At 69.0% G+C, this 25,857-nt stretch carries 23 protein-coding genes and 1 riboswitch; of the genes, 11 read left to right on the top strand and 12 right to left on the bottom strand.

The window, feature by feature from the left end; translation table 11 throughout:
- The first annotated feature begins 46 nt into the window (after nt 1–46).
- The 4 genes from ABT004_RS20990 to ABT004_RS20975 all read left to right on the top strand — a co-directional run bounded on the left by ABT004_RS20990 (nt 47) and on the right by ABT004_RS20975 (nt 4,580).
- Complete coding sequence (locus ABT004_RS20990) at nt 47–1,027, top strand: tetratricopeptide repeat protein (RefSeq protein WP_351338985.1); 981 nt, start codon at nt 47–49, stop codon at nt 1,025–1,027.
- 73 nt (nt 1,028–1,100) lie between these two features.
- Entirely contained in the window at nt 1,101–1,760 is a 660-nt protein-coding gene (gene def / locus ABT004_RS20985; RefSeq protein ID WP_351338982.1) for a peptide deformylase, read from the top strand.
- A gap of 292 nt (nt 1,761–2,052) precedes the next feature.
- A complete protein-coding gene (locus tag ABT004_RS20980; RefSeq protein WP_351338980.1) occupies nt 2,053–3,198 on the top strand; it encodes a terpene synthase family protein in 1,146 nt (381 codons plus the stop codon).
- Nucleotides 3,195–4,580 carry a cytochrome P450 gene (locus ABT004_RS20975; protein ID WP_351338977.1) on the top strand — a complete coding sequence of 462 codons (1,386 nt, stop codon included), beginning with the start codon at nt 3,195–3,197 and terminating at the stop codon, nt 4,578–4,580. Before ABT004_RS20980 ends, ABT004_RS20975 begins: the two co-directional genes overlap by 4 nt.
- Before the next feature lie 17 nt (nt 4,581–4,597).
- On the opposite strand, the gene ABT004_RS20970 is transcribed toward ABT004_RS20975, so the two are convergent.
- Entirely contained in the window at nt 4,598–5,560 is a 963-nt protein-coding gene (locus tag ABT004_RS20970; protein WP_351338974.1) for a GlxA family transcriptional regulator, read from the bottom strand.
- A gap of 94 nt (nt 5,561–5,654) precedes the next feature.
- Between ABT004_RS20970 and ABT004_RS20965 the strand changes: the two genes are divergently transcribed.
- On the top strand, nt 5,655–5,822 hold the full coding sequence (locus ABT004_RS20965) for a hypothetical protein (protein WP_351338971.1): 168 nt from the start codon (nt 5,655–5,657) through the stop codon (nt 5,820–5,822).
- On the opposite strand, the gene ABT004_RS20960 is transcribed toward ABT004_RS20965, so the two are convergent.
- The 8 genes from ABT004_RS20960 to ABT004_RS20925 all read right to left on the bottom strand — a co-directional run bounded on the left by ABT004_RS20960 (nt 5,819) and on the right by ABT004_RS20925 (nt 15,522).
- Nucleotides 5,819–6,835: a ribonucleotide-diphosphate reductase subunit beta gene (locus ABT004_RS20960; RefSeq protein WP_351338968.1), complete on the bottom strand. Its 1,017-nt coding sequence runs from the start codon at nt 6,833–6,835 to the stop codon at nt 5,819–5,821. The genes ABT004_RS20965 and ABT004_RS20960 overlap by 4 nt on opposite strands.
- Nucleotides 6,835–9,192, bottom strand: a complete 2,358-nt coding sequence (locus ABT004_RS20955; RefSeq protein WP_351338966.1) for a ribonucleoside-diphosphate reductase subunit alpha — start codon at nt 9,190–9,192, stop codon at nt 6,835–6,837. The genes ABT004_RS20960 and ABT004_RS20955 overlap by 1 nt, the downstream gene beginning before the upstream one ends.
- A 307-nt stretch (nt 9,193–9,499) precedes the next feature.
- A riboswitch (cobalamin riboswitch) is annotated at nt 9,500–9,630 on the bottom strand.
- A 51-nt stretch (nt 9,631–9,681) separates the two neighbouring features.
- Nucleotides 9,682–10,182, bottom strand: coding sequence for a GNAT family N-acetyltransferase (locus ABT004_RS20950; RefSeq protein WP_351338964.1), 501 nt, complete (start codon nt 10,180–10,182; stop codon nt 9,682–9,684).
- A gap of 105 nt (nt 10,183–10,287) precedes the next feature.
- Nucleotides 10,288–11,916, bottom strand: a complete 1,629-nt coding sequence (gene mctP / locus ABT004_RS20945) for a monocarboxylate uptake permease MctP (RefSeq protein WP_351338961.1) — start codon at nt 11,914–11,916, stop codon at nt 10,288–10,290.
- Nucleotides 11,913–12,188: a DUF3311 domain-containing protein gene (locus ABT004_RS20940; RefSeq protein WP_351338958.1), complete on the bottom strand. Its 276-nt coding sequence runs from the start codon at nt 12,186–12,188 to the stop codon at nt 11,913–11,915. Before ABT004_RS20940 ends, mctP begins: the two co-directional genes overlap by 4 nt.
- A 126-nt stretch (nt 12,189–12,314) precedes the next feature.
- Nucleotides 12,315–12,518 carry a YbdD/YjiX family protein gene (locus tag ABT004_RS20935; protein WP_351338955.1) on the bottom strand — a complete coding sequence of 68 codons (204 nt, stop codon included), beginning with the start codon at nt 12,516–12,518 and terminating at the stop codon, nt 12,315–12,317.
- Nucleotides 12,487–14,628 (bottom strand): carbon starvation CstA family protein, encoded by a 2,142-nt coding sequence (locus ABT004_RS20930; protein ID WP_351339035.1) that lies wholly within the window; start codon nt 14,626–14,628, stop codon nt 12,487–12,489. The genes ABT004_RS20935 and ABT004_RS20930 overlap by 32 nt, the downstream gene beginning before the upstream one ends.
- 129 nt (nt 14,629–14,757) lie before the next feature.
- Nucleotides 14,758–15,522, bottom strand: a complete 765-nt coding sequence (locus tag ABT004_RS20925) for a GntR family transcriptional regulator (protein ID WP_351338953.1) — start codon at nt 15,520–15,522, stop codon at nt 14,758–14,760.
- A 341-nt stretch (nt 15,523–15,863) separates the two neighbouring features.
- Here ABT004_RS20925 and ABT004_RS20920 point away from each other — a divergent pair, with 341 nt between their 5' ends.
- The 4 genes from ABT004_RS20920 (at nt 15,864) to ABT004_RS20905 (ending at nt 20,636) form a co-directional block, all read left to right on the top strand.
- Nucleotides 15,864–17,168: an extracellular solute-binding protein gene (locus ABT004_RS20920; protein ID WP_351338950.1), complete on the top strand. Its 1,305-nt coding sequence runs from the start codon at nt 15,864–15,866 to the stop codon at nt 17,166–17,168.
- Nucleotides 17,169–17,253: 85 nt separating this feature from the next.
- Complete coding sequence (locus ABT004_RS20915) at nt 17,254–18,252, top strand: carbohydrate ABC transporter permease (RefSeq protein ID WP_351338947.1); 999 nt, start codon at nt 17,254–17,256, stop codon at nt 18,250–18,252.
- Entirely contained in the window at nt 18,249–19,136 is an 888-nt protein-coding gene (locus ABT004_RS20910; RefSeq protein ID WP_351338944.1) for a carbohydrate ABC transporter permease, read from the top strand. Before ABT004_RS20915 ends, ABT004_RS20910 begins: the two co-directional genes overlap by 4 nt.
- Before the next feature lie 9 nt (nt 19,137–19,145).
- Entirely contained in the window at nt 19,146–20,636 is a 1,491-nt protein-coding gene (locus tag ABT004_RS20905) for a glycoside hydrolase family 3 protein (RefSeq protein ID WP_351338941.1), read from the top strand.
- Nucleotides 20,637–20,745: 109 nt separating this feature from the next.
- Here the strand turns inward: ABT004_RS20905 and nagB are convergent, their stop codons facing one another.
- Nucleotides 20,746–21,531 carry a glucosamine-6-phosphate deaminase gene (gene nagB, locus ABT004_RS20900; RefSeq protein ID WP_351338938.1) on the bottom strand — a complete coding sequence of 262 codons (786 nt, stop codon included), beginning with the start codon at nt 21,529–21,531 and terminating at the stop codon, nt 20,746–20,748.
- 481 nt (nt 21,532–22,012) lie between these two features.
- Between nagB and ABT004_RS20895 the strand changes: the two genes are divergently transcribed.
- Entirely contained in the window at nt 22,013–23,479 is a 1,467-nt protein-coding gene (locus ABT004_RS20895; RefSeq protein WP_351339033.1) for a sensor histidine kinase, read from the top strand.
- Nucleotides 23,480–23,685: 206 nt separating this feature from the next.
- Here ABT004_RS20895 and ABT004_RS20890 read toward each other — a convergent pair whose 3' ends face one another.
- Together ABT004_RS20890 and ABT004_RS20885 are read right to left on the bottom strand one after the other, a co-directional pair.
- Nucleotides 23,686–23,943 (bottom strand): WhiB family transcriptional regulator, encoded by a 258-nt coding sequence (locus ABT004_RS20890; RefSeq protein ID WP_016639615.1) that lies wholly within the window; start codon nt 23,941–23,943, stop codon nt 23,686–23,688.
- A gap of 319 nt (nt 23,944–24,262) precedes the next feature.
- Nucleotides 24,263–25,231 (bottom strand): diacylglycerol/lipid kinase family protein, encoded by a 969-nt coding sequence (locus ABT004_RS20885; RefSeq protein ID WP_351338935.1) that lies wholly within the window; start codon nt 25,229–25,231, stop codon nt 24,263–24,265.
- A 128-nt stretch (nt 25,232–25,359) separates the two neighbouring features.
- On the opposite strand from ABT004_RS20885, the gene ABT004_RS20880 reads away from it, so the two are divergent.
- Nucleotides 25,360–25,803, top strand: a complete 444-nt coding sequence (locus ABT004_RS20880) for a hypothetical protein (protein WP_351338932.1) — start codon at nt 25,360–25,362, stop codon at nt 25,801–25,803.
- Nucleotides 25,804–25,857: the final 54 nt, after the last annotated feature.

Here is a 25,857-nt window from a genome sequence, read left to right as displayed (position 1 = left end):
CTCAGAGTCCGGGGGCCCAGGCCTCGAGTATCGGCAGGCGGGAATCGTGAGGATCTTCGGCAAGGGACGGCACCGGCCCTCCGCCTCCTGGCGGCAGGCCACGGATCGCGCGTTCACGCTGATCGGCGACGGCCGGTACGAGGACGCGGGAGCGCTGCTCACGCGGGCCGCCGACCTGGAGCCCTGGCTGTCCGAATCCTGGTTCAACCTCGCGCTGCTGCACAAGTTCCGGCACGACTGGGAGCAGGCCCGCTCGACCGGCCTGCGGGCCGTCGCCCTGCTCGAGAAGGAGGGCGGGGCACCGGACTGGTGGAACGTGGGCATCGCCGCCACCGCCCTGCAGGACTGGCCGCTCGCGCGCAGGGCCTGGCAGGCGTACGGGCTGAAGGTGCCGGGCGGCGTCGCCGCTGCCGGTGAGCCGACCGGGATGGACCTCGGGAGCGCCGCCGTGCGGCTCTCGCCCGAGGGCGAGGCGGAGGTCGTGTGGGGGCGCAGGCTCGACCCCGCGCGCATCGAGCTGCTCTCCATCCCGCTGCCGTCGTCCGGGCGGCGCTGGGGCGAGGTCGTGCTGCACGACGGAGTCCCGCACGGCGAGCGGACCACGGCGTCCGGGAACTCGTACCCGGTCTTCGACGAGATCGAGCTGTGGGCGCCCTCGCCGGTCCCCACCTGGGTGGTCCTCCTTGAGGCCGCCACCGAGGACGACCGGGACGCGCTGGAGCGGCTGGCCGCCGACGCGGGCTACGCCGCCGAGGACTGGTCGTCCTCCGTCCGGCTGCTCTGCCGGACGTGCTCGGAGTCGCGGATGCCGTCCGACGAGGGGGACGGCACGCACGTCGATCCGCACGACCACAGCGAGCCGGGCCATCCGGGGCCGCTGGGGCATCGGACCGACGGGCAGTTGTGGGTGCCGGAGCGGGAGTGCGGGGTGGCCGCGCCCGCCTCGCTGGTGCGGGGGTTGCTCGACGGGTGGGTCGCGGATTCGCCGGACTCGCGTGACTGGCGGGACCTCGAAGAGGTGTGCTGAGCGGCGCGGCCGGGCCCCCGTACCCTGTTAACCAGCATTCTCACCCCGTTTCCCAGGAAGGCTTACGCCCGTCATGGCTCAGCAGGACACCGATCAGCGACACGCAACGGGCGAGGCCGTGCTCCCCGTCGACGACGAGGGATTCGTCGTCGACACCGAGGACTGCGAGGCGCGGGAGGCCGCGTACCGCGAGCGCGGCGCGTCGCGGCCGATCACTGTCGTCGGGAACCCGGTGCTGCACACGGAGTGCAAGGACGTCACCGCGTTCGACGACGAGCTGGCGAAGCTCGTCGACGACATGTTCGCGAGCCAGCACACCGCCGAGGGCGTGGGCCTCGCCGCCAACCAGGTCGGCGTCGACCTGAAGGTCTTCGTGTACGACTGCCCGGACGACGACGGCGTGCGGCACACCGGCGTCGTCTGCAACCCGGTCCTGCGCGAGCTGCCTGCCGAGCAGCGGCGCCTCGACGACTCCAACGAGGGCTGCCTGTCCGTGCCGACGGCGTACGCCGAACTCGCGCGCCCCGACTACGCGGTGGTCGACGGCCAGGACGAGAAGGGCAACCCGATCACCGTGCGCGGCACCGGCTACTTCGCGCGCTGCCTGCAGCACGAGACGGACCACCTGTACGGGTACCTGTACATCGACCGGCTGTCGAAGCGGGAGCGCAAGGGCGCGTTGAAGCAGATGGAGGAGGGGACGCCGCGTTACCCGGTGGTCCCCAACGTCTGAGCAACTGTGGTTTCCCCTTGAGGGAGTTGAGGCGTCATGCGGCGCCCGGTACGGAAGTGACCTCCGGCCGGGCGCCGTTCGCATGTGCGGGCAGAGGCATGCGGCCCGGCCGCGTACCGCCCGAATCCGGTCATGGCACGTGAAGAATCAGGAAGTGCGGGGTAGTGAGGGGAGCAAATCTGTTCCCACGGCGGTCAGTTATGGTGCTGAATAGAAAGCGCGGGGTTACACGACGGCGCGCGACCGGCACAGCGGGAGGCGCGCGCTGCAGGCCACAGAGAGGGGTTACTACGTGCCTGCTTTCTCACATACGTCGGTTCCGACGGCTGTGGCACTTCCGGTGGTCGAGGATGGGTTTCCTCGCCGACTGCACCCGTATTGGCCAAAGCTCCAAGGGAGGACCAGGTCCTGGCTCCTCGAAATGGGGCTCATGCCACCCGACAAGGTGGCCAAGTACGCCGACGACCTGTGTTATTCGGACCTCGTCGCGGGCTACTACCTCGGCGCCCCCGACGAACTGCTCGCGACGATCAGCGACTACAGCGCGTGGTTCTTCGCCTGGGACGACCGGCACGACCGCGACGTGATCCACGGTCGCGCGGACAACTGGCGGCGGCTCGTCGCCCAGTTGCACGCGGCGACCGAGGCGCCCGAACTCCACCTGGGCCACAGGGATCCGCTGGTCGCGGGGTTCGCCGACTGCCTCCAGCGGTTCTACGGCTCACTGAGCCACACCTGGAACCTCCGGTTCGCCCGGCATTTCCACCCGGTGATCGACGCGTACGACCAGGAGTTCAGGAACCGGACGACGGGGACCGTGCCCGACGTCGACGCGTACATAGAGTTGCGCAGGCAGACCTTCGCGCACTGGATTTGGATAGACCTGCTCGAGGCGACGGCGCAGTACGAACTCCCCGCGTGGGTGCGCAAAACACCCGCGTTCATGCGTGCGGCGCTTGCCGTCCAGGACTTCTCTGCCTGGTACAACGACCTTTGTTCGCTCCCCAAGGAACTCGCAGGAAAAGAATTACACAACCTCGGGATAAGCCTCATCGAGCACGAGGGACTTTCCGTCGTCCAAGCCGCCGCGGAAGTGCGTAGCCGAGTCCTCGGATGCGTCGACGATTTCCTTGCGGCGGAAATCGAGGTCGGGAACATCGCGGACGGCGTCGAGACGCTCGGAGAAAAAGGAAAAGACCTCTCCGTGGCCATGAGGTCATGTCTGGAGAACATGCGGAACTGGTTCAGTTCCGTCTACTGGTTCCACCACGAATCGGGCCGCTATCAGGTCGACGACTGGGAGGACCGCAGCAACCCGCCGTACGTCAGTGACGAGCCGGTCGGCGCCGACACCGCGCCCGGCGCGGCTCGCGTCCCGAGGCAGGCCCCCCACCGGATCCCCGAGGGGGTCCACGAACAGGCAGGTGAGTGCGCATGACCGTGGAATCCACGCTGCCGCCCCCGGCGCCCGGCCAGGCGGGAGCGTCGCTGCCGCCGCTCGCACCCGGCGGCGCGCCGCTGCTCGGCCACGCCCCCCAGATGCTCCGCGACCCACTGGCGTTCCTCACCCGGCTGCGGGACGGCGGCGACGTGGTCCGGCTGCGGCTCGGCCCCAAGACGGTCTTCGCGGTCTGCGACCCCGTGCTGGTCGAGAAGCTGCTCAAGAGCCCGGACTTCCTCATAGGCGGCGCCATGTGGGACGCGCTCGAGGTGCTCCTCGGCGAGGGCGTGGCGAGCAGCAACGGGCAGAAGCACCGGCGCCAGCGCCGCGCCATCCAGCCTGCGTTCCGGGCCGAGCGGATGGCCGACTACGCGTCGCTGATGGCGGAGGAGGCGCAGGCCGCGGCCGACCGCTGGCAGGACGGGCAGACCGTCGACATCAACGCCGAGATGTTCCGCCTCGCGGCCCGGATCACGGCCCGCGCCATGCTGCACATCGACGCGGAGGACGACCGCTCGGACCGCCTCGGCGAGACCATGGGCACGGTCTTCGCCGGTATGTACCGGCGGATGATCCTCTCCTTCGGGCCGCTGTACCGGCTGCCCCTGCCGGCCAATCGGCGCTTCGAGCGGGCCATGGCCGAATTGCACCGCATGGTCGACGAGATCATCGTCGAGCGAAGGGCCCAGGCGGCCGAAGGAATCGACACAGGGGACCTTCTCGCGGCATTGCTCGACGCACACGACGATGACGGCGAAGCGGTCACCGACCAAGAGATCCACGATCAGGTTCTCGCCCTCCTGTTGGCCGGTGGCGAGAATGTCTCCAAGACGCTGGCATGGACGCTCGGACTCCTCGCCGAACACCCGGACCACGAAAGCCGGTTGTACGAAGAGGTTGAATCGGCTACCGGTGGCGACAGGCAGGTGGCTTTTGGTGACATCGGGAAACTCGCATATATGCGGAACCTTCTCAACGAGTCGATGCGCATTCGCCCCAGCGTGTGGATATTCACGCGCGTTTCGGCGGTCGATACGGTGCTCGGTGGGTATCGCATTCCGGCCGGGACGGACATCGTCTACAGCCCGTACGCGATGCAGCACGACCCGCGCTCGTTCGACGACGTGAACGTCTTTGACCCCGACCGCTGGCTGCCGGAGCGCGTCACGGACGTGGCGAACGTGGCGCACCAGCCGTTCGGCACCGGCAACCGCAAGTGCCCCGGCGATCACTTCAGCATGGTCGAACTCGCCCTGATACTGGGCACATTGGTGTCCCGGTGGCGGTTCGAAGAGGTCCCCGGGACGAACGCGACGGCGAAACTGGGGATCACCATCGGCCCCAAGAACGGGAATCTGCGGGTGAAGGCCCGCGGCTGACCGTCCGTCACCAGGGCCTAGGAGGCGAGCCTCACCCGGAACGTCCTCCGGAAGGCGTTGGGCGTCGTGCCCAGCGCCTTCATGAACTGATGGCGCATCGCCGCCGCGTTGCCGAACCCGGCGCGCGCGGCGATCGCGTCCACCGTCTCGTCCGTACGCTCCAGCAACTCCTGGGCGAACAGCACCCGTTGGCGCAGCAGCCAGCGGTACGGCGTCGTGCCCGTCTCCTGCTGGAAGCGCCGGGCGAAGGTGCGCGGCGACATGTGGGCCCGCGCCGCGAGCTCCTCCACGGTGACCGGCTCGTCCAGGTGCCGCTCCATCCAGGACAGCACCTCGCCCACCGTGTCGCAGCGCGTCGTCGGCAGCGGGCGCTCCACGAACTGGGCCTGCCCGCCGTCCCGGTGCGGCGGTACGACCATGCGGCGGGCGATCGTGTTCGCGACCTCGGCGCCGTGCTCGGTCCGCACGATGTGCAGGCAGGCGTCGATGCCCGCGGCCGTCCCGGCGGAGGTGATGACCGGGCCCTCGTCGACGTACAGCACATCCGGGTCGACGCGGGTGCGCGGGAAGCGGACGGCGAGCTCGCGCTCGTAGCGCCAGTGCACCGCGCAGCGGCGTCCGTCGAGGAGGCCGGCCTCACCGAGCACGAACACGCCCGCGCAGAGGCTGAGCACGCGCGCGCCCCGGTCGACCGCCTCTCGCAGCGCGTCGAGCAGCTCCGGCGGGTACTCGCCGAACCGCCGCCCCGCCGAGGGGATCGTGATGAGGTCGGCCTCCGCGAGCCGTTCGAGGCCGTGCGGGGTGGAGATCGTCATGCCGGGTACGTGCGTGGTGAGCGAGGGGCCCTCGGCGGAGGCGACCGCGAAGTCGTACACGGGCAGCCCGGCGTCGCTCCGGTCGAGGCCGAACACCTCGCAGACGACGCCGAGTTCAAAGGGATGCACGCCGTCCAGCAGCACGGCGGCCACGTTTTTCAGCATGCCTGTCAGTGTGCCGCATACGTGGCAGTTATTCGAGGGTTGCTGGCGGTCCTGCCACTGCCGCGCGAGCGCGGCCCGGCGGAGAGTGGAGGACATGAACACAGCGATGAACTACCTCGCCGTCCTCTTCGTCTTCCTCCTCCTGGCGTCCCCTTCCCTGTACGGCATGGCCCACGACCGCCGCATCGACCGCCAGCTCCGCGAGGCGCGGCGGAACGCCGAACAGCCGCCCCGCCACGCCGAGTTCACCGAAGCGGCCTAGAACTCCTCGTCGAACCCGACCGAGCCCTCGACTGCCACCTGGTACGCCGAGGGGCGGCGCTCGAAGAAGTTGGTCAACTCCTGGACGCCCTGGAGTTCCATGAAGGAGAAGGGGTTCTCCGAGCCGTAGACCGGCGCGAAGCCGAGGCGCTGGAGGCGCTGGTCGGCGACGCACTCCAGGTACTGGCGCATCGACTCGGTGTTCATACCGGGCAGCCCCTCGCCGCAGAGGTCGCGGCCGAACTGCAGCTCGGCGTCGACCGCCTCGCGCAACATGTCGGTGACCTGCTGCTCCAACTCGTCGTCGAAGAGCCCGGGCTCCTCCTTTCGGACCGTGTCGACCACGTCGAACGCGAAGGACATGTGCATCGTTTCGTCTCGAAAGACCCAATTCGTCCCGGTCGCCAGCCCGTGCAGCAGCCCGCGCGAGCGGAACCAGTAGACGTACGCGAACGCCCCGTAGAAGAACAGGCCCTCGATGCACGCCGCGAAGCAGATGAGGTTGAGGAGGAAGCGGCGGCGGTCCGCCTTGGACTCCAGGCGGTCCATCTTCTCGACCGAGTCCATCCAGCGGAAGCAGAATTCCGCCTTCTCGCGGATCGAGGGGATGTTCTCCACCGCCGCGAACGCCGCCGTCCGGTCCTCCGGGTCGGGGAGGTAGGTGTCGAGCAGCGTCAAGTAGAACTGGACGTGCACGGCCTCCTCGAACAGCTGGCGGGACAAGTACAGGCGTGCCTCGGGGGAGTTGATGTGCTTGTAGAGCGTGAGGACGAGGTTGTTCGACACGATCGAGTCACCCGTCGCGAAGAACGCGACCAGGCGGCCGATCATGTGCTGCTCACCGGGCGACAGCTTCGCGAGGTCGGCGACGTCCGAGTGGAGGTCGACCTCCTCCACCGTCCACGTGTTCTTGATGGCGTCGCGGTAGCGCTCGTAGAAGTCCGGGTAGCGCATGGGGCGCAGGGTCAGTTCGAAGCCCGGGTCGAGCAGGTTCTTTTCGGGAGAGGTGGACATCACTGGCAGGCCTCGCAGGACTCGGGGTTTTCCAGGGAGCAGGCGACCGCGTCCGGCTCCGGCGTCGCGGTCTGCGCGGGGACGGTGCTGTTGCCCGCCGCCCGCGCGATGCGCGTCGCGGGGCGCGAGCGCAGGTAGTACGTGGTCTTCAGGCCCGACTTCCAGGCGTACGCGTACATCGAGGAGAGCTTGCCGATGGTCGGCGTCTCCAGGAAGAGGTTGAGGGACTGGGCCTGGTCGAGGTACGGGGTGCGTGCCGCGGCCATGTCGATGAGGCCGCGCTGCGGGATCTCCCAGGCCGTGCGGTAGAGGGCGCGGAGTTCCTCCGGGACCCAGGTGAAGCCCTGCACCGAGCCGTTGGCCTCGCGCAGCGCCTCGCGGGTCCTGGCGTCCCAGACACCGAGCGCCTTCAGTTCCTCGATGAGGTACGAGTTGATCTGGAGGAACTCGCCCGACAGCGTCTCCCGCTTGAAGAGGTTGGAGACCTGCGGCTCGATGCACTCGTAGACGCCGGCGATGGAGGCGATGGTGGCCGTCGGCGCGATGGCGAGGAGGAGGGAGTTGCGCATGCCGACGGAGGCGATGCGCTCGCGCAGTGCCGCCCAGCGCTCCGGCCAGGTGGGCTCGACGCCGTAGTGGTCGGGGTGCAGCACGCCGCGTGCGGTGCGGGTCTTCTCCCAGGCGGGAAGGGGGCCGTTGCGCTCGGCCAGGTCGGCCGACGCCTCGTACGCCGCGAGCATGATGCGTTCCGCGATGCGGGTGGAGAGGGCCTTGGCCTCGGCCGAGTCGAAGGGCAGGCGGAGCTTGAAGAAGACGTCCTGGAGGCCCATCGCGCCCAGGCCCACCGGTCGCCAGCGGGAGTTGGAGCGGCCCGCCTGGTCGGTCGGGTAGAAGTTGATGTCGACGACGCGGTCGAGGAAGGTGACGGCCGTGTGGACGGTGTCGTCGAGGCGCTGCCAGTCGATGTCGCCGGTCTTCGTGTCGACGAAGGAGCCGAGGTTGACCGAGCCCAGGTTGCAGACGGCCGTCTCCCCGTCGTCCGTCACCTCGAGGATCTCCGTGCAGAGGTTGGAGGAGTGGACCGTGTGGCCTGGCTCGGCCGTCTGGTTGGCGGTGCGGTTGGCGGCGTCCTTGAAGGTCAGCCAGCCGTTGCCGGTCTGCGCGAGGGTGCGCATCATGCGGCCGTACAGGTCCCGGGCGGGGATGGTCTTCTGGGCCAGCCCGCGGGTTTCGGCGTCTCGGTACGCGGCGTCGAACTCCTCGCCCCACAGGTCGACGAGCTCGGGCACGTCGGCCGGCGAGAACAGCGACCACGGCTGGTCCGCGTTCACGCGGCGCATGAACTCGTCCGGGATCCAGTGCGCGAGGTTGAGGTTGTGGGTGCGGCGCGCGTCCTCGCCGGTGTTGTCGCGCAGTTCCAGGAACTCCTCGACGTCGGAGTGCCAGGTCTCCAGGTAGACCGCGGCGGCGCCCTTGCGGCGGCCGCCCTGGTTCACGGCGGCGACGGAGGCGTCGAGCGTCTTCAGGAACGGGACGATGCCGTTGGAGTGCCCGTTCGTGCCGCGGATCAGTGAACCGCGGCTGCGGATGCGGGAGTACGAGAGGCCGATGCCGCCTGCGTGCTTCGAGAGGCGGGCGACCTGGTGGTACCGGTCGTAGATCGAGTCGAGCTCGTCGAGCGGGGAGTCGAGGAGGTAGCAGCTCGACATCTGGGGGTGGCGGGTGCCGGAGTTGAAGAGGGTGGGGGAGGAGGGCAGGTAGTCGAGGCGGCTCATGAGGCCGTAGAGGGCGGCCACTTCGTCGAGCGCGCGGGTGGAGTCGTCCTCGGCGAGGCCCGCGGCCACGCGCAGCATGAAGTGCTGCGGCGTCTCGATGACGGAGCGCGTGATCGGGTGGCGCAGCAGGTAGCGGCTGTGCAGGGTGCGCAGGCCGAAGTAGCCGAAGCGGTCGTCGCCCGCGACGTCGATGAGCGCGTCGAGGCGCGCGGCGTGCCCCTGTACGAATGCGGCCGTGCGGTCCGCGATCAGGCCCTCGCGGTGGCCGACGGCGACCGACTCGGTGAAGCTCGTGACGCCCTGTGAGGCGGCCTCCGCGGCGATGGAGCGGGTGAGCAGGCGGGCGGCGAGCCGGGAGTAGGCGGGGTCCTCGGAGATCAGTCCGGCGGCGGCCTCGGTGGCGAGATCGCGCAGCTCCGCTTCATCGGCCCGCGCCGAACGGCCGCGCAGCGCGGCGGCGGCGATCCGGCCGGGGTCGGCGTCGGGGAGGTCGGCGGTCAGCTCGGTCAGGGTGCGCAGGAGTGCGGCACCCGGGCCGTCCTGGGGGGTGGCTGAGACCGGTTCGGCGGGCGCGATGGTCACGTGGAGGCTCTCCCTCGCTCGGGCGGGGCCTTTCGGCACACTCGCGTCGTCGCCCGAAGGGCGGCCCCGCGGTGTCTGGTGCGTGCGATCGCAAGGCGCCGGACGGGCCTCGTAGCGGAGCTACTAGGTCTGTCCGGCAACGCCGCGAGCGTGCGTGCCAGACGCCGCGGGGCAGACGCGAGTGTGCCGAAAGGCCCCGCGGGCCTGCGGGGAGGAGGTGGCAGCGCGGGCCGCGCACGCGCAGGGCGGGCCCTCGTCCACCGGCCCTTTCCGCGAGGCCCGGACGTCTTCGACGCCCGGGCCGGTCGGCTCGGGCGTGCCGTCGACAGGTCATCGGACTCACGCGGGCGTTTTTGTACGCCTACGCACACCGTTGCGGGACAGTTCCGGATTCGCACCGGATTCCCCTGTGGTGACAGCGAGAGTGAGCATACATGTTGTGTCGGGCTTTCGCTTCAGCCCCATATGTTGTGTCGGCCGACCGAACCGTCAGTCTGCCGCCAGCTTCAACTCGTACGCCCGCAGCGTCACTTCCGGGATCGGCGACCAGTCGCGGTCCGGGATCCGGGTGAAGCCGAGGCGCTCGTAGAGGCGGTGGGAGGCGGTGGCGAGCGGCTGCGTGCACAGCACCACCGCCGACTTCCCGGCTGACCGGGCCCGGTCGATCACGGCCCGCACGAGCGCCTCGCCGACGCCCTTCCCGCGCGCCTCCACGTCGACGGCCAGCATCCGGAACTCGGCCTCCGAGGGGCGCGCGAGGTCCGCGTACGGGTGGTCGTGCGTGGGGACGTAGGTGACGCCGCCGAGGACGCGGCCGTCGGGGTCCTCGGCGACGAGCACTTCGGCCTGACCGGCGCGTTTCTCGACGTCGCGCAGTTCTGCGGCGTACCAGTCGTCCTCGCCGAACGCGAGGAGGCCGCTGCCCAGGTAGGCGCGGGCGCTCAACTCGCCCAGTACGGCGTATTCATCGGGGCGCACTGTTCTGATCACGACGCCATGGTTACGCGACCCCGGGCCGTGGCCGCAACGCTTTCCGGAAAATGTGTCGGGCCCCTCCGAAGCGGAGGGGCCCGACACACGTACGGAAGGGCGTGCTTAGTGACCAGCGCCCGCGCCGACCGTCGGCAGGTCGCGCTTGACGCCCTTGTCGCCGGCGTCGGCCGTGTAGTCCTCGGCGGTCGTCTCGTCGACGCCGTCCGGGGCGTTGACCGCCTTGAGGACGAAGGTCAGGACGACGGTGACGACGATGTTGAGGACGAACGCCGTGAAGCCGATGTAGCCGATCTCGCCGATGCCGGGGATCTCCGCCGACGAGCCGCCGAAGTGCTTCTGCGTCGGCGACGCGACACCCCACGCGGCGAGCGTGCCGTAGACCATGCCGACGGCCCAGCCGGCGAGCAGCGCCCAGCGGTGGAACCAGCGCGTGAACAGGCCGCCGACCAGGGCCGGGAAGGTCTGCAGGATCCAGATGCCGCCGAGCAGCTGGAAGTTGATGGCGACCGTCTTGTCCATGGTCAGGACGAAGACGAGCGCGCCGACCTTCACGAGCAGCGAGACCAGCTTGGAGACCTTGGTCTCCTGCGCGGGCGTCGCGTCCGGCTTGATGAAGTCCTTGTAGATGTTGCGCGTGAACAGGTTCGCGGCGGCGATGGACATGATGGCCGCGGGGACCAGCGCGCCGATGCCGATGGCCGCGAACGCGACGCCCGTGAACCAGTCGGGGAACATGTCCTCGAACAGCTGCGGAATCGCCAACTGCCCGTTCTGCACCTTGATTCCGGCCGCGATCGCCATGAACCCGAGCAGCGCGAGCAGGCCCAGCATCAGCGAGTACAGCGGCAGGATCGTGGTGTTGCGACGGATCACGTTGCGGCTCTTGGACGAGAGCGTCGCCGTGATCGAGTGCGGGTACATGAACAGCGCCAGGGCGGACCCGATGGCGAGCGTCGCGTACGTCCAGGTGCCCGAGGAGCCCGGCGCGAGCCCGGCGACCGGTTTGCCCGCCGCGTCGTTCGCGGCGTCGAACTTGTCGTTCGCCGCGGCGAAGATGTGCTCGAAGCCGCCCAGCTTGATCGGGATGTAGATGATGGCGACCGCGATCACGAGGTAGATCAGGCCGTCCTTGACGAACGCGATCAGCGCGGGCGCCCGCAGGCCCGAGGAGTACGTGTACGCGGCCAGCACGCCGAAGGCGATCAGCAGCGGCAGGTCCTTGACGAACCAGTTGGTGCCCTCACCCCCACCGACGCCCATGACGTCGAGAACGGCCTGGATGCCGACCAGTTGGAGTGCGATGTACGGCATCGTGGCGAGGATGCCGGTGACCGCGACCGCGAGCGAGAGGCCCTTGGAGCCGAAGCGTCCGCGCACGAAGTCGGACGTCGTCACGTACCCGTGCTTGTGCGAGACCGACCACAGGCGCGGCAGGAACGTGAAGATCAGCGGGTACACCAGGATCGTGTACGGCACCGCGAAGAAGCCGGAGGCGCCGGCCGCGTAGATCGCCGCGGGCACGGCGACGAAGGTGTACGCGGTGTAGAGGTCGCCGCCGAGCAGGAACCAGGTGACCCAGGTGCCGAACGAGCGGCCGCCCAGGCCCCATTCGTCCAGGGACGCCTCGTTCTCGGCCTTCCGCCAGCGCGCGGCGAGGAAGCCCATGACCGTGACGGCCACGAAGAAGATGATGAAGACGGTGAGCGCGACACCGTTGACGCCGCCGTTCACGCGCCCGCCCCTTCCTGGGAAGCCTGAGAGGTCTCACGGGCGCGCTGATCGCGCTGCCACAGCTTGTACGCGAGCATGGTGAGCGCGGTCGAGATGAGCACCCAGAGCATCTGGTACCAGTAGAAGAACGGGACGCCGATGAGGGTCGGTTCGACCTTGGCGTAGGAGCTGACCCAGAGCATCGCGACGAACGGTGCGACCAGACACAGTGCAATGATCACGCGGACCGGCGTGACCACCGGTTGTTTCACTTCAGGCGGCGCATCGGACATTCGCGGTTCCGTTCCCCTCGCTGATCAGAGATCCCACTTATCTCATGCTTAACGTGCGGGAAATCTAAGCGAGAGTCTTGATCTACGGAACCCCTGTCCGGATAACGGATGGGTACGCGGGCCCGTTCAGCAACAGCGGAACCCCTGTCGTGGATCCGCTTCCTGCCGGTCCGTCCGCATGCGTTCGAAGTCGCGCCGGGACGGCACGGGCGCACCGGGGTGGGTTTCCCCGACGTGCGCCACGTACCGCTCGTACGCGCTCTCGTCCGTCAACTCCCGGACGAACCACCGCACATACCTAGCCACCCGTAGAACTGCCGACGCCGGCATCGCGCGCCTCCGCCTTCTCCTCCTGCGTGGGGACGAGTCCGGCCGGTGCCACCAGCGTGGACTCGACGTACGGCGCCTCGCTCAGCTTGGACGACTGCGGGTTCCGTACGTGCTTCACACATACCCGTAGCGCGTCGAGAACCACCACGACGATGAGGAGGGCGAGCGCGGCGGTGAGGACGCCGTCGACCGTGGAGTTGGTGACCACGGTGTGCATGTCGTCCATGGACTTCGCGGGCGGCAGTACCTTTCCGGCGTCGATGGCGTCCTGGTAGTTGGAGCGCTGCTGGAAGAAGCCGACGCGCGGATCGGACGAGAACACCTTCTGCCAACTGGCGGTCAGCGTCACGACGGTGTCCCAGATCAGCGGGATCCCGGTGATCCAGGCCCACTTGAGCCGCCCCGACTTCACGAGCAGCGTCGTGCAGACGGCGAGGGCGACGGCGGCGAGCAGCTGGTTGGAGATGCCGAAGATCGGGAAGAGCTGGTTGATCCCGCCGAGCGGCTCGTGCACGCCGATCCACAGGAAGTATCCCCACAGGCCGACGACGACGGCGCTGGTGAGCAGGAGCCCCGGCTTCCAACTGATGTTCCTGAACGGCTTGTAGACGTTGCCGAGCATGTCCTGGAGCATGAAGCGGCCCACGCGCGTGCCCGCGTCGAGCGCGGTCAGGATGAACAGCGCCTCGAACATGATCGCGAAGTGGTACCAGAAGGCGCGCAGTCCGCCCCCGGTCACCTGCGAGAAGATCTCCGAGACTCCGACGGCGAGGGTCGGCGCGCCGCCCGTACGGGACAGCAGGCTCGCCTCCTCGACGTTCTTCGCGGCCTGCGCGAGTTCCGCCGGTGAGATCGAGTATCCGAAGCCCGCCACGGCCTGCGACGCGGACTGCACGCTGTCGCCGATGACTCCGGCGGGCGCGTTCATCGCGAAGTACAGGCCCGGGTCGATGATCGAAGCGGCGACGAGCGCCATCACGGCCACGGCCGACTCCATCAGCATGGAGCCGTAGCCGATCATCCGGACCTGCGTCTCCTTCTGGATCATCTTCGGCGTCGTGCCGGAGGAGATCAGCGCGTGGAAGCCGGAGAGCGCGCCGCAGGCGATGGTGATGAAGACGAAGGGGAACAGCGAGCCCGCGAAGACCGGTCCGTCGCCGCGCGAGGCGAAGTCGGTGACCGGGTCCATCTTCAGCGTCGGCAGCGCGACCACGACGCCGATGGCGAGCAGCGCGATGGTGCCGAGCTTCATGAACGTGGAGAGGTAGTCGCGCGGCGCGAGCAGCATCCACACCGGCAGGACCGAGGCGACGAACCCGTAGATCACCATCCAGATCACGAGCGTCGACGGCGCCAGCGTGAAGGTGTCCGCCCACGAGGACTCGGCGACCCAGCGACCGGCGATGAGCGCGATCAACAGCAGCGCGACGCCGATGAGCGACACCTCGGAGACCCGTCCGGGGCGCAGCACGCGCAGGTAGAAGCCCATGAGCAGCGCGATCGGGATGGTCATCGCGATGGAGAAGGTGCCCCAGGGCGACTCGGCGAGCGCGTTCACCACGACCAGGGCGAGCACCCCGAGCAGGATGATCATGATGGCGAAGGCGGCGACCAGGGCGGCGGCCCCGCCGAACGGGCCGATCTCCTCGCGCGCCATCTGCCCGAGCGAACGCCCGTCGCGCCGCGTCGAGAAGAACAGCACGACCATGTCCTGCACGGCGCCCGCGAAGATCACGCCGACGATGATCCAGATGGTGCCCGGCAGATACCCCATCTGCGCCGCGAGCACGGGTCCGACCAGCGGGCCAGCCCCGGCGATGGCGGCGAAGTGATGGCCAAGCAGCACGCGGCGGTCGGTGGGGTGGAAGTCCATGCCGTTGCCAAGGCGCTCGGCGGGCGTGGCCCGCTTCGCGTCGACCTTCAGCACCTTGTTCGCGATGAACTTCGCGTAGAAGCGGTAGGCGATGGCGTACGACCCGAGGGCGGCGGCGACCATCCACGCGGCGGAGACCTCCTCGCCGCGGGAGAGCGCGAGTACGGACCAGCCGGCCGCGCCCGCCAGGGCGACGACGGTCCACAGAATGATGGTTCTAGGAGAAGCGGTACGCACCGGTGTGTCCTCCCCGTCCATGCGACGACGGGAGGACCGTAAGCCAGAGAATGTGAGCTGCGCTACACCGCGTGCGGGAAAGCGTCTACTCCGTTATGGGGCAAGGGAGTTGAGGGCGGGTCGGCGGTGTCAGTCGGTGGGCCGCTTGAGTCGCGCCACGAACTTGTAGCGGTCGCCACGGTAGACCGAGCGGACCCACTCCACCGGCTGTCCCGAGCCGTCGATCGAGTGGCGGGAGAGCATCAGCATCGGCAGGCCCACGTCCGTGCCGAGCAGGCCCGCCTCGCGCGGCGTCGCGAGGGAGGTCTCGATGGTCTCCTCGGCCTCGGCGAGGCGCACGTCGTAGACCTCGGCGAGCGCGGTGTAGAGCGAGGTGTACTTGGCGAGGCTGCGGCGCAGCGCGGGGAAGCGCTTGGCCGACAGGTGCGTGGTCTCGATCGCCATCGGCTCGCCGCTCGCGAGGCGCAGCCGCTCGATGCGCAGGACGCGGCCGCCGGCGGAGATGTCGAGCAGGTGCGCGAGCGAGTCGTCGGCGGTGACGTAGCCGATGTCGAGCAGCTGCGAGGTCGGCTCCAGGCCCTGCGCCCGCATGTCCTCGGTGTACGAGGTGAGTTGGAGCGCCTGGGAGACCTTGGGCTTGGCGACGAAGGTGCCCTTGCCCTGGATCCGCTCGAGCCGGCCCTCGACGACGAGCTCCTGAAGGGCCTGCCGGACGGTCGTGCGGGAGGTGTCGAACTCGGAGGCGAGCGTGCGCTCGGGCGGGACCGGGGTGCCGGGCGGCAGCGTCTCCGTCATGTCGAGCAGATGTTTCTTGAGGCGGTAGTACTTGGGCACGCGTGCGGTGCGGACGGGCGCCCCGCTCTCGTTCTCCGCACTGCTGACGTCGGTGCTCATGCTCCGCCTTCCCGGCTCCGGTGCCGATGCGACTCCGTGACCCCTCCTTATACCGCCCGGTGGCCGTCTGGTCTAGTCCACCCGCCGAGGGTATTCGCAGGTGGCCAACGCCCTTGCCCTGCTTGGCGGATGCGGCCCGGGTGTCGTTCCGATAACGGACGCGGAGACCTCTCTCGGCCACTCTTGACAGCCCTATTGGTCTGGGCCAAGCTCCCCGTACTGGTCTACACCATTAAAGATCAGGTCCCAGTCCCATCAGCCGTATCCGCGTACGAAGGCGTGTTCGCGCCGTATGTCATCGCTGTGGGTGGGGGGTTGCAGGCATCCCTGAGGAGGGTGACATGAAGCGCAAGCTCATAGCGGCTGTTGGTGTCGCGGCCATGATGTCCGCGGTCGCGGCCTGTGGGGGCGGGAGCGACAGCAACGCGGGCAAGGACCCGAAGGACCGCACGGGCGACGTCACGGTCTGGCTGATGGTCGACGCGCAGAGCACCTGGCCCGGTCTGGTCAAGGACGTCAATGCGCAGTTCAAGAAGAAGTACCCGAAGGTCAAGGTCAACGTCTCGTACCAGCAGTGGGCGGACAAGGCCAAGAAGCTCGACACCGCCCTGGGTGGCGACAAGTTCCCGGACGTCGTCGAGCTCGGCAACACCGAGACCATGCAGTACATCCTCAACGGGGCGCTCGCCGAGATCGACCCGAAGAAGTACGACAACAGCGACTCCTGGATCAAGGGCCTCGCGGACACCTGTTCCTTCGAGGGCAAGATGTACTGCGTCCCGTACTACTCCAGCGCGCGCGTCGCCATCTACAACAAGGACATGCTGAAGTCGGCCACCGGCTCCGCCGAGCTGCCCACCGACGAGACCGCGTTCCTCAAGGCGATGGACAAGGAGACGGCGAAGCAGGGCGCCAAGGACAAGCGCTTCTCGTCCCTGTACCTGCCGGGCCGCTACTGGTACGCCGCCATGTCCTACGTCAAGGCGTACGGCGGTCAGATCGCGTCGTACGACGACGGCACCAAGAAGTGGAAGGGCACCCTCTCCGACGCCAAGTCGCAGGAAGGCATCCAGCACTTCATCGACCTGGTGAAGAAGTACAACAAGGGCGACATCACCAAGGACGAGCAGGACCACGCCAATGTGATGGCCAACGAGAAGGCCGGCGTCCTGTACGGCAACGGCTGGGAGGCCGGCTCCGTCATCGACGGCAAGGCCAACGGCAACCCGAAGCTGAAGGACAAGATCGCCGTCGCCTCCATGCCGGGCCCGAACGGCAAGACCCTGCCGTCCTTCGTCGGCGGCTCCGACCTCGCGGTGACGCAGAAGTCGAAGAACGCGGACCTCGCCGAGGACTGGATCTCCATGTTCACGAGCGAGAAGTCCCAGGAGGTCCTCACCTCCAAGAACGTGCTGCCCAGCAACACCAAGCAGCTGCAGCCGCTGAAGGAGAAGGCGGAGACGGAGGCCGCGGCGAACGCGGTGGAGAGCGCCTGGTTCACGCCGATCGCACCGGGCTGGACCGCGATCGAGAAGGAGGAGGTCCTGAAGAACATGCTTCTCGACATCCTCAAGGGCAAGTCCGTGGCCACGGCCGCCAAGACGGCCGACGCCAAGATCGACGAGCTGATCAACAAGGAGTCCTGAGCCTGACGGGCTCCGGGGAGGGCGGGGCCGGCATCGAGCGGCCCCGCCTCACCAACGTTCGCCGAGAACGAGAAAGGTCAGCCACGTGACTGCCGCCGACACCAAGGCCGCCGGGCCGCCGCTCAGCGCAGCGGACACCCCGGAAGGGGGACCACCCGCGCAGCAGCCCCCGGGCGCCGGCCGCCCGAAGCGGAAGAAGGGGGCGACGCTCCCTTATCTCCTGATCCTGCCGGCGATCGTCGCGCTGGCCGCCGTCTATGCGTACCCCCTGGTCAAGACCGTGATCATGTCCTTCCAGGACATGGGGCGCCGCGAGCTGTGGACGGGGGAGAGCCCGCCGTGGGTCGGCTTCGACCAGTTCACCAACATCCTCGGCGACGCGGAGTTCTGGCAGGTCACCGTCCGCACGGTGGTCTTCATGGTGGTCTGCGTCTCGCTCACCATGGCGGTCGGCCTGCTGATCTCGCTGCTGATGATGCGCCTGACGACGTGGGTGCGGCTCACGCTCACCACGGCGCTGATCGCCGCCTGGTCGATGCCGCTGCTCGTCGCCGCGTCGATCTTCCGGTGGCTGGCCGACTCCGACTACGGCCTGATCAACACGCTCATCGCCAAGGTGGCGGGCGACGACTTCCTCGGGCACAACTGGTTCCTCGACCCGATGCAGGGCTTCGCGGTCATCGCCGCGCTCGTCATCTGGGGAGCCGTCCCCTTCGTCGTCATCACCCTGTACGCGGCCCTCACCCAGGTGCCCGCGGAGCTGGAGGAGGCCGCCCAGCTCGACGGCGCCAGCGCGTTCGGCGTCTTCCGCTTCGTCACCTGGCCGGTCGTCAAGCCCGTCTTCATCATGGTCACCACGCTCTCGGTGATCTGGGACTTCAACGTCTTCGGGCAGATCTGGCTGCTGCGCGGCAACAAGCCGGAACCGGACTACGAGACGCTCGGCCTGTACTCCTTCTCCAAGGCGTTCACGTCGACGTCCTTCAGCCAGGGCACCGCGATCGCCCTGGTCACCGTGGTGCTGCTCTCCGGGGTGGCCGTGTACTACCTGCGTCAGCTCATGAAGACAGGAGAGGTCGAATGAGCGCCTCCACAGCTCCGGTCACCCCGGTGAAGCAGGGGCTGCGCCCCGACCTGCGCCCCGACCGCAAGAAGACCAGGCTCGGCTACAACGTCCTCGGGCTCGTCATCGCCGTCGTGATGGCCTTCCCGGTCTACTGGCTGATCATCTCGGCGCTGCGGCCCAACCACGAGATCCGCTCCTACGACCAGACGCTGTGGCCGTCGTCGATCACCTTCGACAACTTCGCCCGCGCGGTGAAGCAGCCGAACTTCGGCACCGCGATCCAGTCCAGCCTCATCATCTCGATCACCGCCGTCGTCGGCGGCATGATCATCGCGACCCTCGCGGCGCTCGCCGTCGGGCGCTTCCGCTTCACCGGCCGGCGCGCACTCCTGATGGTGCTGATCCTCGTCCAGATGCTGCCGCCGACCGCGATGCTCATCCCCATCTACACCCAGCTCAACGCGATGGGCGGACTGAACGAGTACTGGGGCGTCATCGTCGTCTACCTCGTCTCCACGCTGCCCTTCGCCACGGTGATGATCCGCGGCTTCGTGGTCAACATCCCCGTGGAACTGGAGGAGTCGGCGATGGTCGACGGCTGTACGCGGATGGGCGCGTTCCGCCGCGTCGTCTTCCCGCTGCTCGCCCCCGGCCTCGCGGCCTCCTCGATCTTCGCCCTGGTCAACGCGTGGAACGAGTACCTGTTCGCGTACATCCTGATGAACGAGGACTCGAAGTACACACTCAACGTGTGGCTGATGACGTTCACGACCGAACGAGGCACCGACTACGGCGCGTTGATGGCCGCGTCCACGATGATCGCTCTGCCGGTGGTGGTCTTCTTCATGTTCATTCAGAAGAAGATGGCCACAGGTCTCACTTCCGGCGCCGTGAAGGGATAACGCCGCACGATGACGACACTGACACGTGGAACCGACACCCTCACACGGGACGCCCTCACGGTGCTGCAACCCGGCTTCACCGGGACGACGGCCCCCGACTGGCTGTTGCGACGCCTCGACGAGGGGCTCGCCTCGGTGGGTCTCTTCGGCCGCAACATCGAGGGCCCCGAGCAACTGGCCGCCCTCACCGCCCAGTTGCGCGCCGAGCGCGGCGACGTCCTGGTCGCCATCGACGAGGAGGGCGGCGACGTCACCCGCCTCGAGGTCCGCACCGGCTCCTCCTTCCCCGGCAACCACGCGCTCGGCGCGGTCGACGACGCGGCGCTGACCCGCTCGGTCGCCGCCGAGCTGGGCCGCCGCCTCGCCGAGTGCGGGGTCAACCTCAACTGGGCGCCGTCCGCGGACGTCAACGCCAACCCGGACAACCCGGTGATCGGCGTGCGTTCCTTCGGCGCCGACACCACGCTGGTGGCCCGGCACACCGCCGCGTACGTCGAGGGCCTGCAGTCCGCCGGCGTCGCCGCCTGCACGAAGCACTTCCCGGGACACGGCGACACGGCGGTCGACTCGCACCACGACGTGCCGCGCATCGACGTCGACCTGGACGTGCTGCACGCCCGGGACCTCGCGCCGTTCCGGGCGGCGATCGCGGCGGGCTCGCGGGCCGTGATGAGCGCGCACATCCTGGTGCCCGCGCTCGACCCGGAGTACCCGGCAACGTTGTCGCGTCGCATCCTCACGGGTCTGCTCCGCGAGGAGTTCGGCTACGAGGGCCTGATCGTCACGGACGGCATGGAGATGAAGGCGATCTCCGGTACGTACGGCATCGAGCGCGGCAGCGTCCTCGCCATCGCGGCCGGCGCCGACGCCATCTGCGTGGGCGGCGGGCTCGCCGACGACGACACGGTGCTGCGGCTGCGCGACGCCCTCGTGGGGGCGGTGCGCGCCGGCGAACTTCCGGAGGAGCGGCTCGCGGACGCGGCAGCGCGGGTGCGGGCGCTGTCGAAGTGGACGGCGGCGTCGGGCCGCGGCGGTGCGGGAGCGGTGGCGCGGGACCCGGAGGTCGGCCTGGTGGCGGCGCGACGCGCGGTCACGGTGACGCGCGGGGAGCACGCGACCCCGGTGACGGGCCCCGTGCACGTGGCCGCCTTCTCGGCCGTCGCCAACATCGCGGTCGGCGACGAGACGCCCTGGGGTGTCGCCGCCGAGCTCGAACGCCTGCTGCCCGGAACCACCACGGGTTCGTACACCGGGCCGGACGCGGGCTCCGCCGTGCTGGCTGCCGCGGAGGAGCGGCGAGTGGTGGCGGTGGTCCGTGACGAGCATCGGCATCCGTGGATGGGCCGGGCCCTGGACGAGCTGCTGCGCGCGCGTCCTGACACGGTGGTCGTGGAGATGGGGGTGCCACAGGCGGCGCCGCGTGGGGCGTTGCACGTGGCCACGTATGGGGCGGCGCGGGTGTGTGGGGTCGCTGCGGCGGAGGCGATCACGGGGGTGTGAGCCCACCCGGGGGCGGGGCCACGGGGCTCCGCCCCGGACCCCGCTGGCTCTCGTCACAAGAGCGGGGCTTAAAAGACCTGCTCAAACGCCGCAGGGGCTTGATGGGGGCCTACAGTCCCTGCCACTCCGGCTTGTTGGTGTAGGTGTGGCGGAAGTAGTCCGCGAGTTTCAGCTTTGAGGCGGCGGCCTCGTCGACCACGATGGTCGCGTGCGGGTGCAGTTGCAGCGCGGAGGCCGGCACCACGGAGGCGACGGGGCCCTCGACGGTCGCCGCCACGGCGTCGGCCTTGCCCTCGCCGGTGGCGAGCAGCACCACGTGCCGCGCCTCCAGGATCGTCCCGATGCCCTGCGTGATCACGTGCCGCGGGACCTGGCTCAGATCGCCGTCGAAGAACCGCGCGTTGTCCGCGATGGTCTGCTCGGTCAGCGTCTTGATCCGGGTCCGCGAGGCGATCGAGGAGCACGGCTCGTTGAACCCGATGTGCCCGTCCGTCCCGATCCCGAGCAGTTGCAGATCCACGCCCCCGGCCTCGACCAGCGCGCTGTCGTACGCCTCGCACGCGGCCTGCACGTCCGCCGCGCTGCCGTCCGGCCCCATGAACGCCGCCTCGCCGAGACCGAGCGGCTCGACGACCTGCCGCAGCACCGTCGCCCGGTACGACTCCGGGTGTCCGGTCGGCAGCCCCACGTACTCGTCGAGCTGGGCGATCCGCGCCTTCGACGCGTCGACCGCACCGGCGCGCACCTGGGCCGCCAGCGCCTCATAGATGGGCAGCGGAGTCGATCCGGTGGCCACACCGAGCAGCGCGTCGGGCTTGCGCCGCAGCAACTGCGCCATGGCCTCGGCGATCAGCTCGCCGCCTGCCTTGGCGTCCGGGACGATCACAACTTCCACGCTGGGCCTGCCGTTCTGGTCAGAGGGGACGGGAAAACGCGCCGTGTGGTTTAGACCAATCTAGCAAAGCGAACCCCGGTCGGTCAGGCCCTTCCGGGCTCCTTTCGTACATGCTCGGCGCTGCGCCGGGCCTCGGCACGTCGAGGCGGCGAAATGAACCATCCCGCTCCGGCGCTCGTGCAGAGGTACATACGAGAAGTAACCTCTGCCGACACATAGACAGGGGAGAATGGTCTAGTCCACAATGCGTAACTGAGGCTTCCGCCCTCCCCGCACAGGAGGACGGACAGAGGAACCGACGCTCTCTGCCCTGACCGCGTCGGATCCTCGATCGGCAGCCGGGACCGCACACCTGGAAGCCGATGCACCTGAAGGGCTGCGGTGCCAGGGAAAGGGCTGAGGGTCCCGACCCCCGGCGCCGCGGCCCGTCGGTCTTTTCGGGGCGGCGCCACCCGCCGGTTAAGCTCGGCTCGTGCCCTCCATGAACGATCTCGTCCGCCAGCACACCGCCCTCGGTGACTCCGATCTCGAGTGGCTCCATCTGCTGGTCTCGGAGTGGCAGTTGCTCTCCGACCTCTCCTTCGCCGACCTCGTCCTGTGGGTTCCCACCCACGACGGCACGCGATACGTCTCCGTGGCCCAGATGCGGCCCAACACGGGACCGACGTCCTACCAGGACGACATGGTCGGCCACCTCGTCCCGCGCGGCCGCCGCCCGATGCTGGACGTCGCGCTCGACGAGGGCCGCATCGTGCGCGAGGGCGACCCCGAGTGGCGCGAGGAGGTCCCGGTGCGGGTGGAGTCCATCCCCGTACGCAGGGAGGGCCGGGTCCTCGGCGTGATCGCGCGCAACACCAACCTGCTGACCGTCCGGACGCCCTCGCGCCTGGAGCTGACCTATCTGCAGTCGGCCTCCGACCTCGCGCAGATGATCGCGGCCGGCACCTTCCCGTTCCCGGACCAGCAGGTCGACATGGACGCCTCCCCGCGCGCGGGCGACGGCCTGATCCGGCTCGACGCGGACGGAGTGGTCCAGTACGCCTCGCCCAACGCCCTGTCCGCGTACCACCGGTTGGGCTTCCAGGCCGATCTGGTCGGCCACCACCTCGGTACGACGACGGCCGAACTCGCCCCGTCGCGCGGCCCGGTGGACGAGGCGCTCGCCAAGGTGGCCAGCGGCTGGGCGCCGCGCGAGTTCGAGATCGAGGGCGAGGAGGGCTCGATCCAGCTGCGCGCGATCCCGCTCAAGCCCAAGGGCGCGCGCATCGGCTCGTTGGTCCTGCTGCGCGACGTCACCGAACTGCGCCGCCGTGAACGCGAGTTGATCACCAAGGACGCGACCATCCGGGAGATCCACCACCGGGTGAAGAACAACCTGCAGACGGTCGCCGCCCTGCTCCGCCTCCAGGCCCGCCGCATCGGCTCCGACCGGGGACGCGAGGCCTTGGAAGAGGCGGTCCGCCGCGTCGGCTCCATCGCGATCGTGCACGAGACGCTCTCCCAGAACCTGGACGAGCGCGTGGAGTTCGACGAGATCGCCGACCGGGTGCTCGCCATGGTGGCGGAGATCTCACCGGGCCAGGTGGCGGGCCGGCGCACCGGCCACTTCGGCATCCTGGACGCCGAAGTGGCGACCCCGCTGTCCATGGTCCTCACCGAGGTGCTGCAGAACGCGCTGGAGCACGGCTTCCGGCAGGGCGACACCGGCACGGTCGAGGTCTCGGCCGTGCGCGGCGGCACCAGCAAGGAGGCCCGGCTCCTGGTCACCGTCCAGGACGACGGCGTCGGTCTGCCCGAGGGCTTCGACCCGAAGCGCGCGGGGAACCTGGGTCTGCAGATCGTACGTACGTTGGTGGAGGGCGAGTTGGGCGGAACGTTCGACATGGTGCCCGCACCGGAGCGCGGCACACAGGTCATCCTCGACATTCCCGTACGCAGCAGCAAATAGCCGTACGAGGCGCGAACGGCAGTGCGCGAACAGCAGTGAGCCCCGGACCATTGAACGGTCCGGGGCTCACTGTTCGTCTCGTTGCCCGGGCTGTGTCCCGGGCTGAGCCTGGGGAGCATCGGGGGTACTGCGCGCTGCGGCTCGGGGGCGGGAGATGCGTACTCGATGTACGCGCCGCCGGGCTCAGGCTCGAACGGGGTGGAAAATCAGGCGGAGGCCTGACGGGCCCGGTTGCGAGCGGCGCGGCGCTTCATTGCGCGGCGCTCGTCCTCGCTGAGGCCACCCCAGACGCCGGAGTCCTGGCCGGACTCGAGCGCCCACTGCAGGCACTGCTCCATGACGGGGCAGCGGCGGCAGACGGCCTTGGCTTCCTCGATCTGCAGCAGCGCAGGACCGGTGTTGCCGATGGGGAAGAAGAGCTCGGGGTCTTCCTCGCGGCAAACGGCGTTGTGACGCCAGTCCATGGCTGCTACCTCTCCTTGGTATTACGTGCAAGTTGCTTGTGAATGTGAACGCTTTCACGAATCCCCCGACAAGTGAAGGGCCGAACGTCACATATGCGACGATGGTCCGTTGCTTTGAGGAGGGGTTTCGGGCTCTCTGTGGGGCCGATGTTCCGGGCCGTCCCGAGCGCCATGTAGAGATTCGCAAACCTCGGCGGCGGATACAACCCCTTCCGGAAAGTTTTTTTTGATTCCTCGGTGTCGGCTAGGTCACAGCCGTACTTCCATGGGGTGGATGCTGGCCCAAACGTTCGAGATGAAGGACTTTAGTCTCTTCCACTCACACAATCACACGCAGTGCACGGCGTACGCCTGTGAACGTCACGCTGGTTCGCAGTCCCAGGTGGTCACCGTCCATCTGAAGGGGCAGCGGAGCCTTGGAATGCAAGGTGAAGTCGGTCAGGTCATGGAGCGTGACCGCGTTCTTGCCGTGCGGACCGCGCTCGGGCGACGAGGCGAGCAGCTGGGAGCCGTAACGGGCCACCGCGGGAGTGGAGAGTTTCTTGAGTCCCAGCACGTCAAGGCCGGTGTCGAAGGACGCCTGGGGCGTCGGATACAGCGGCCTGTTGCCCAGGAAGGACCACGGCGACGTGTTGCTGACTATGGAGACGACGAGATCGGTGACCGAATCCTCGCCCGGCCGTTCGAGCGTGATCGTGCCGTGCCGGCGGTCGGCCTCGCCGAGGAACTGGCGCACCACCTGTCGCACGTACAGGGCATGTGTCGAACGCTTGCCGCGCTCCCGCTGCTGCTCCACCCGGCCCACCACGCCCGCGTCGAAGCCGAGGCCCGAGGCGAACGTGAACCAGCGGGACGGCACGCCCTCGTCCTCCGTGCCCGCGGTGCCCGAGGCGAGGCCGAGGCCCACCGTGCGCTGCCGGCCCTCGCGCAGGGCGTCCAGGAGCTGCCCTGTGGCCTCCACGGGGTGGTTCGGCAGGCCGAGGGCGCGCGCGAAGACGTTCGTGGAGCCGCCGGGGACGACGGCGAGGCCGGGCAGCCGGTCGAGGTCGGGGCCGTGGTACAGCAGGCCGTTCACGACCTCGTTGACCGTGCCGTCGCCGCCGAGGGCGACGACCATCTCGATGTCCTTGCTCTCCGCGGCCTGCCGGGCGAGGTCGCGCGCGTGGCCCCGGTACTCGGTGGTGACGGCCTCGAGCTTCATCTCGCTCGCCAAGGCGTGGATCAGCACATCACGCGTGCGCGCGCTGGTGGTGGTTGCCGCCGGATTGATGACGAGAAGTGCACGCATGCAAGGCAGCGTACCCAGCGCCCTTGATCGGGCCCAGGCCGAGGTGGGCATCGGGTAAGGGTTCGCACGCATTCCGCCCGCGGGGTCCGGGCTTCGGGGCGGCGTCGGCAGGCGGTTACTCTGCAAAGGTGACCTCAGAGCAGAACCCCGCCCCCGAACCCGCCGAAGAAAACGGCCCGCGACCCGGCCGGCTGACCGCCGCCGCGGCCCTGGCCGGACTCGAAGGGCTCGCGCTCGTCGTGGGCGGTGCCTACATGCTGGTCGCCGGCCTGGCCGGGCACCCCGACAACCCGGAGCAGGCCGCCACCGGTGGTGTCACGCTCATCGTCCTCGCGCTGCTGCCGCTGTTCGCCGCGCGCGGACTGCTCGCCCTCAAGCGCTGGAGCCGCGGCCCCGCGATCATCACGCAGATCATGGCGCTGCCGGTCGCCTACACGCTGCTGCAGGCCGACAGCATGGCCATCGGGGGCGGCATCGCGCTCGCCGCCGTGTCGATCGCCTCGCTGGTGCTGCTCGTCAACCAAGAGACCACGCGCGCGCTGGGCATCCGTACGCCGGGTTCCTCGCAGTAGCCCGCAAGCCGCAAGCCCGTAACGGGAAGGCGCCCTACGCGGATCCGCGTAGGG

This window comes from Streptomyces sp. NPDC002790 (assembly GCF_040295505.1).
GTDB lineage: Bacteria > Actinomycetota > Actinomycetes > Streptomycetales > Streptomycetaceae > Streptomyces.
The sequence above is the reverse complement of the archived record's forward strand: the minus strand, read 5'-3'. Positions and strand labels throughout refer to the sequence as shown.

Excerpts from the sequence above, each read along its gene's own strand:
- ABT004_RS20960 (WP_351338968.1), bottom strand. The coding sequence starts at position 6,835 with ATGTCCACCTCTCCCGAAAAGAACCTGCTCGACCCGGGCTTCGAACTG.
- ABT004_RS20965 (WP_351338971.1), top strand. The coding sequence starts at position 5,655 with ATGAACACAGCGATGAACTACCTCGCCGTCCTCTTCGTCTTCCTCCTC.
- ABT004_RS20905 (WP_351338941.1), top strand. The coding sequence starts at position 19,146 with ATGACGACACTGACACGTGGAACCGACACCCTCACACGGGACGCCCTC.
- ABT004_RS20895 (WP_351339033.1), top strand. The coding sequence starts at position 22,013 with ATGAACGATCTCGTCCGCCAGCACACCGCCCTCGGTGACTCCGATCTC.
- def (WP_351338982.1), top strand. The coding sequence starts at position 1,101 with ATGGCTCAGCAGGACACCGATCAGCGACACGCAACGGGCGAGGCCGTG.
- ABT004_RS20890 (WP_016639615.1), bottom strand. The coding sequence starts at position 23,943 with ATGGACTGGCGTCACAACGCCGTTTGCCGCGAGGAAGACCCCGAGCTC.
- ABT004_RS20925 (WP_351338953.1), bottom strand. The coding sequence starts at position 15,522 with ATGAGCACCGACGTCAGCAGTGCGGAGAACGAGAGCGGGGCGCCCGTC.
- ABT004_RS20975 (WP_351338977.1), top strand. The coding sequence starts at position 3,195 with ATGACCGTGGAATCCACGCTGCCGCCCCCGGCGCCCGGCCAGGCGGGA.
- ABT004_RS20910 (WP_351338944.1), top strand. The coding sequence starts at position 18,249 with ATGAGCGCCTCCACAGCTCCGGTCACCCCGGTGAAGCAGGGGCTGCGC.
- ABT004_RS20970 (WP_351338974.1), bottom strand. The coding sequence starts at position 5,560 with ATGCTGAAAAACGTGGCCGCCGTGCTGCTGGACGGCGTGCATCCCTTT.
- ABT004_RS20920 (WP_351338950.1), top strand. The coding sequence starts at position 15,864 with ATGAAGCGCAAGCTCATAGCGGCTGTTGGTGTCGCGGCCATGATGTCC.
- ABT004_RS20940 (WP_351338958.1), bottom strand. The coding sequence starts at position 12,188 with ATGTCCGATGCGCCGCCTGAAGTGAAACAACCGGTGGTCACGCCGGTC.
- ABT004_RS20935 (WP_351338955.1), bottom strand. The coding sequence starts at position 12,518 with ATGCCGGCGTCGGCAGTTCTACGGGTGGCTAGGTATGTGCGGTGGTTC.
- ABT004_RS20885 (WP_351338935.1), bottom strand. The coding sequence starts at position 25,231 with ATGCGTGCACTTCTCGTCATCAATCCGGCGGCAACCACCACCAGCGCG.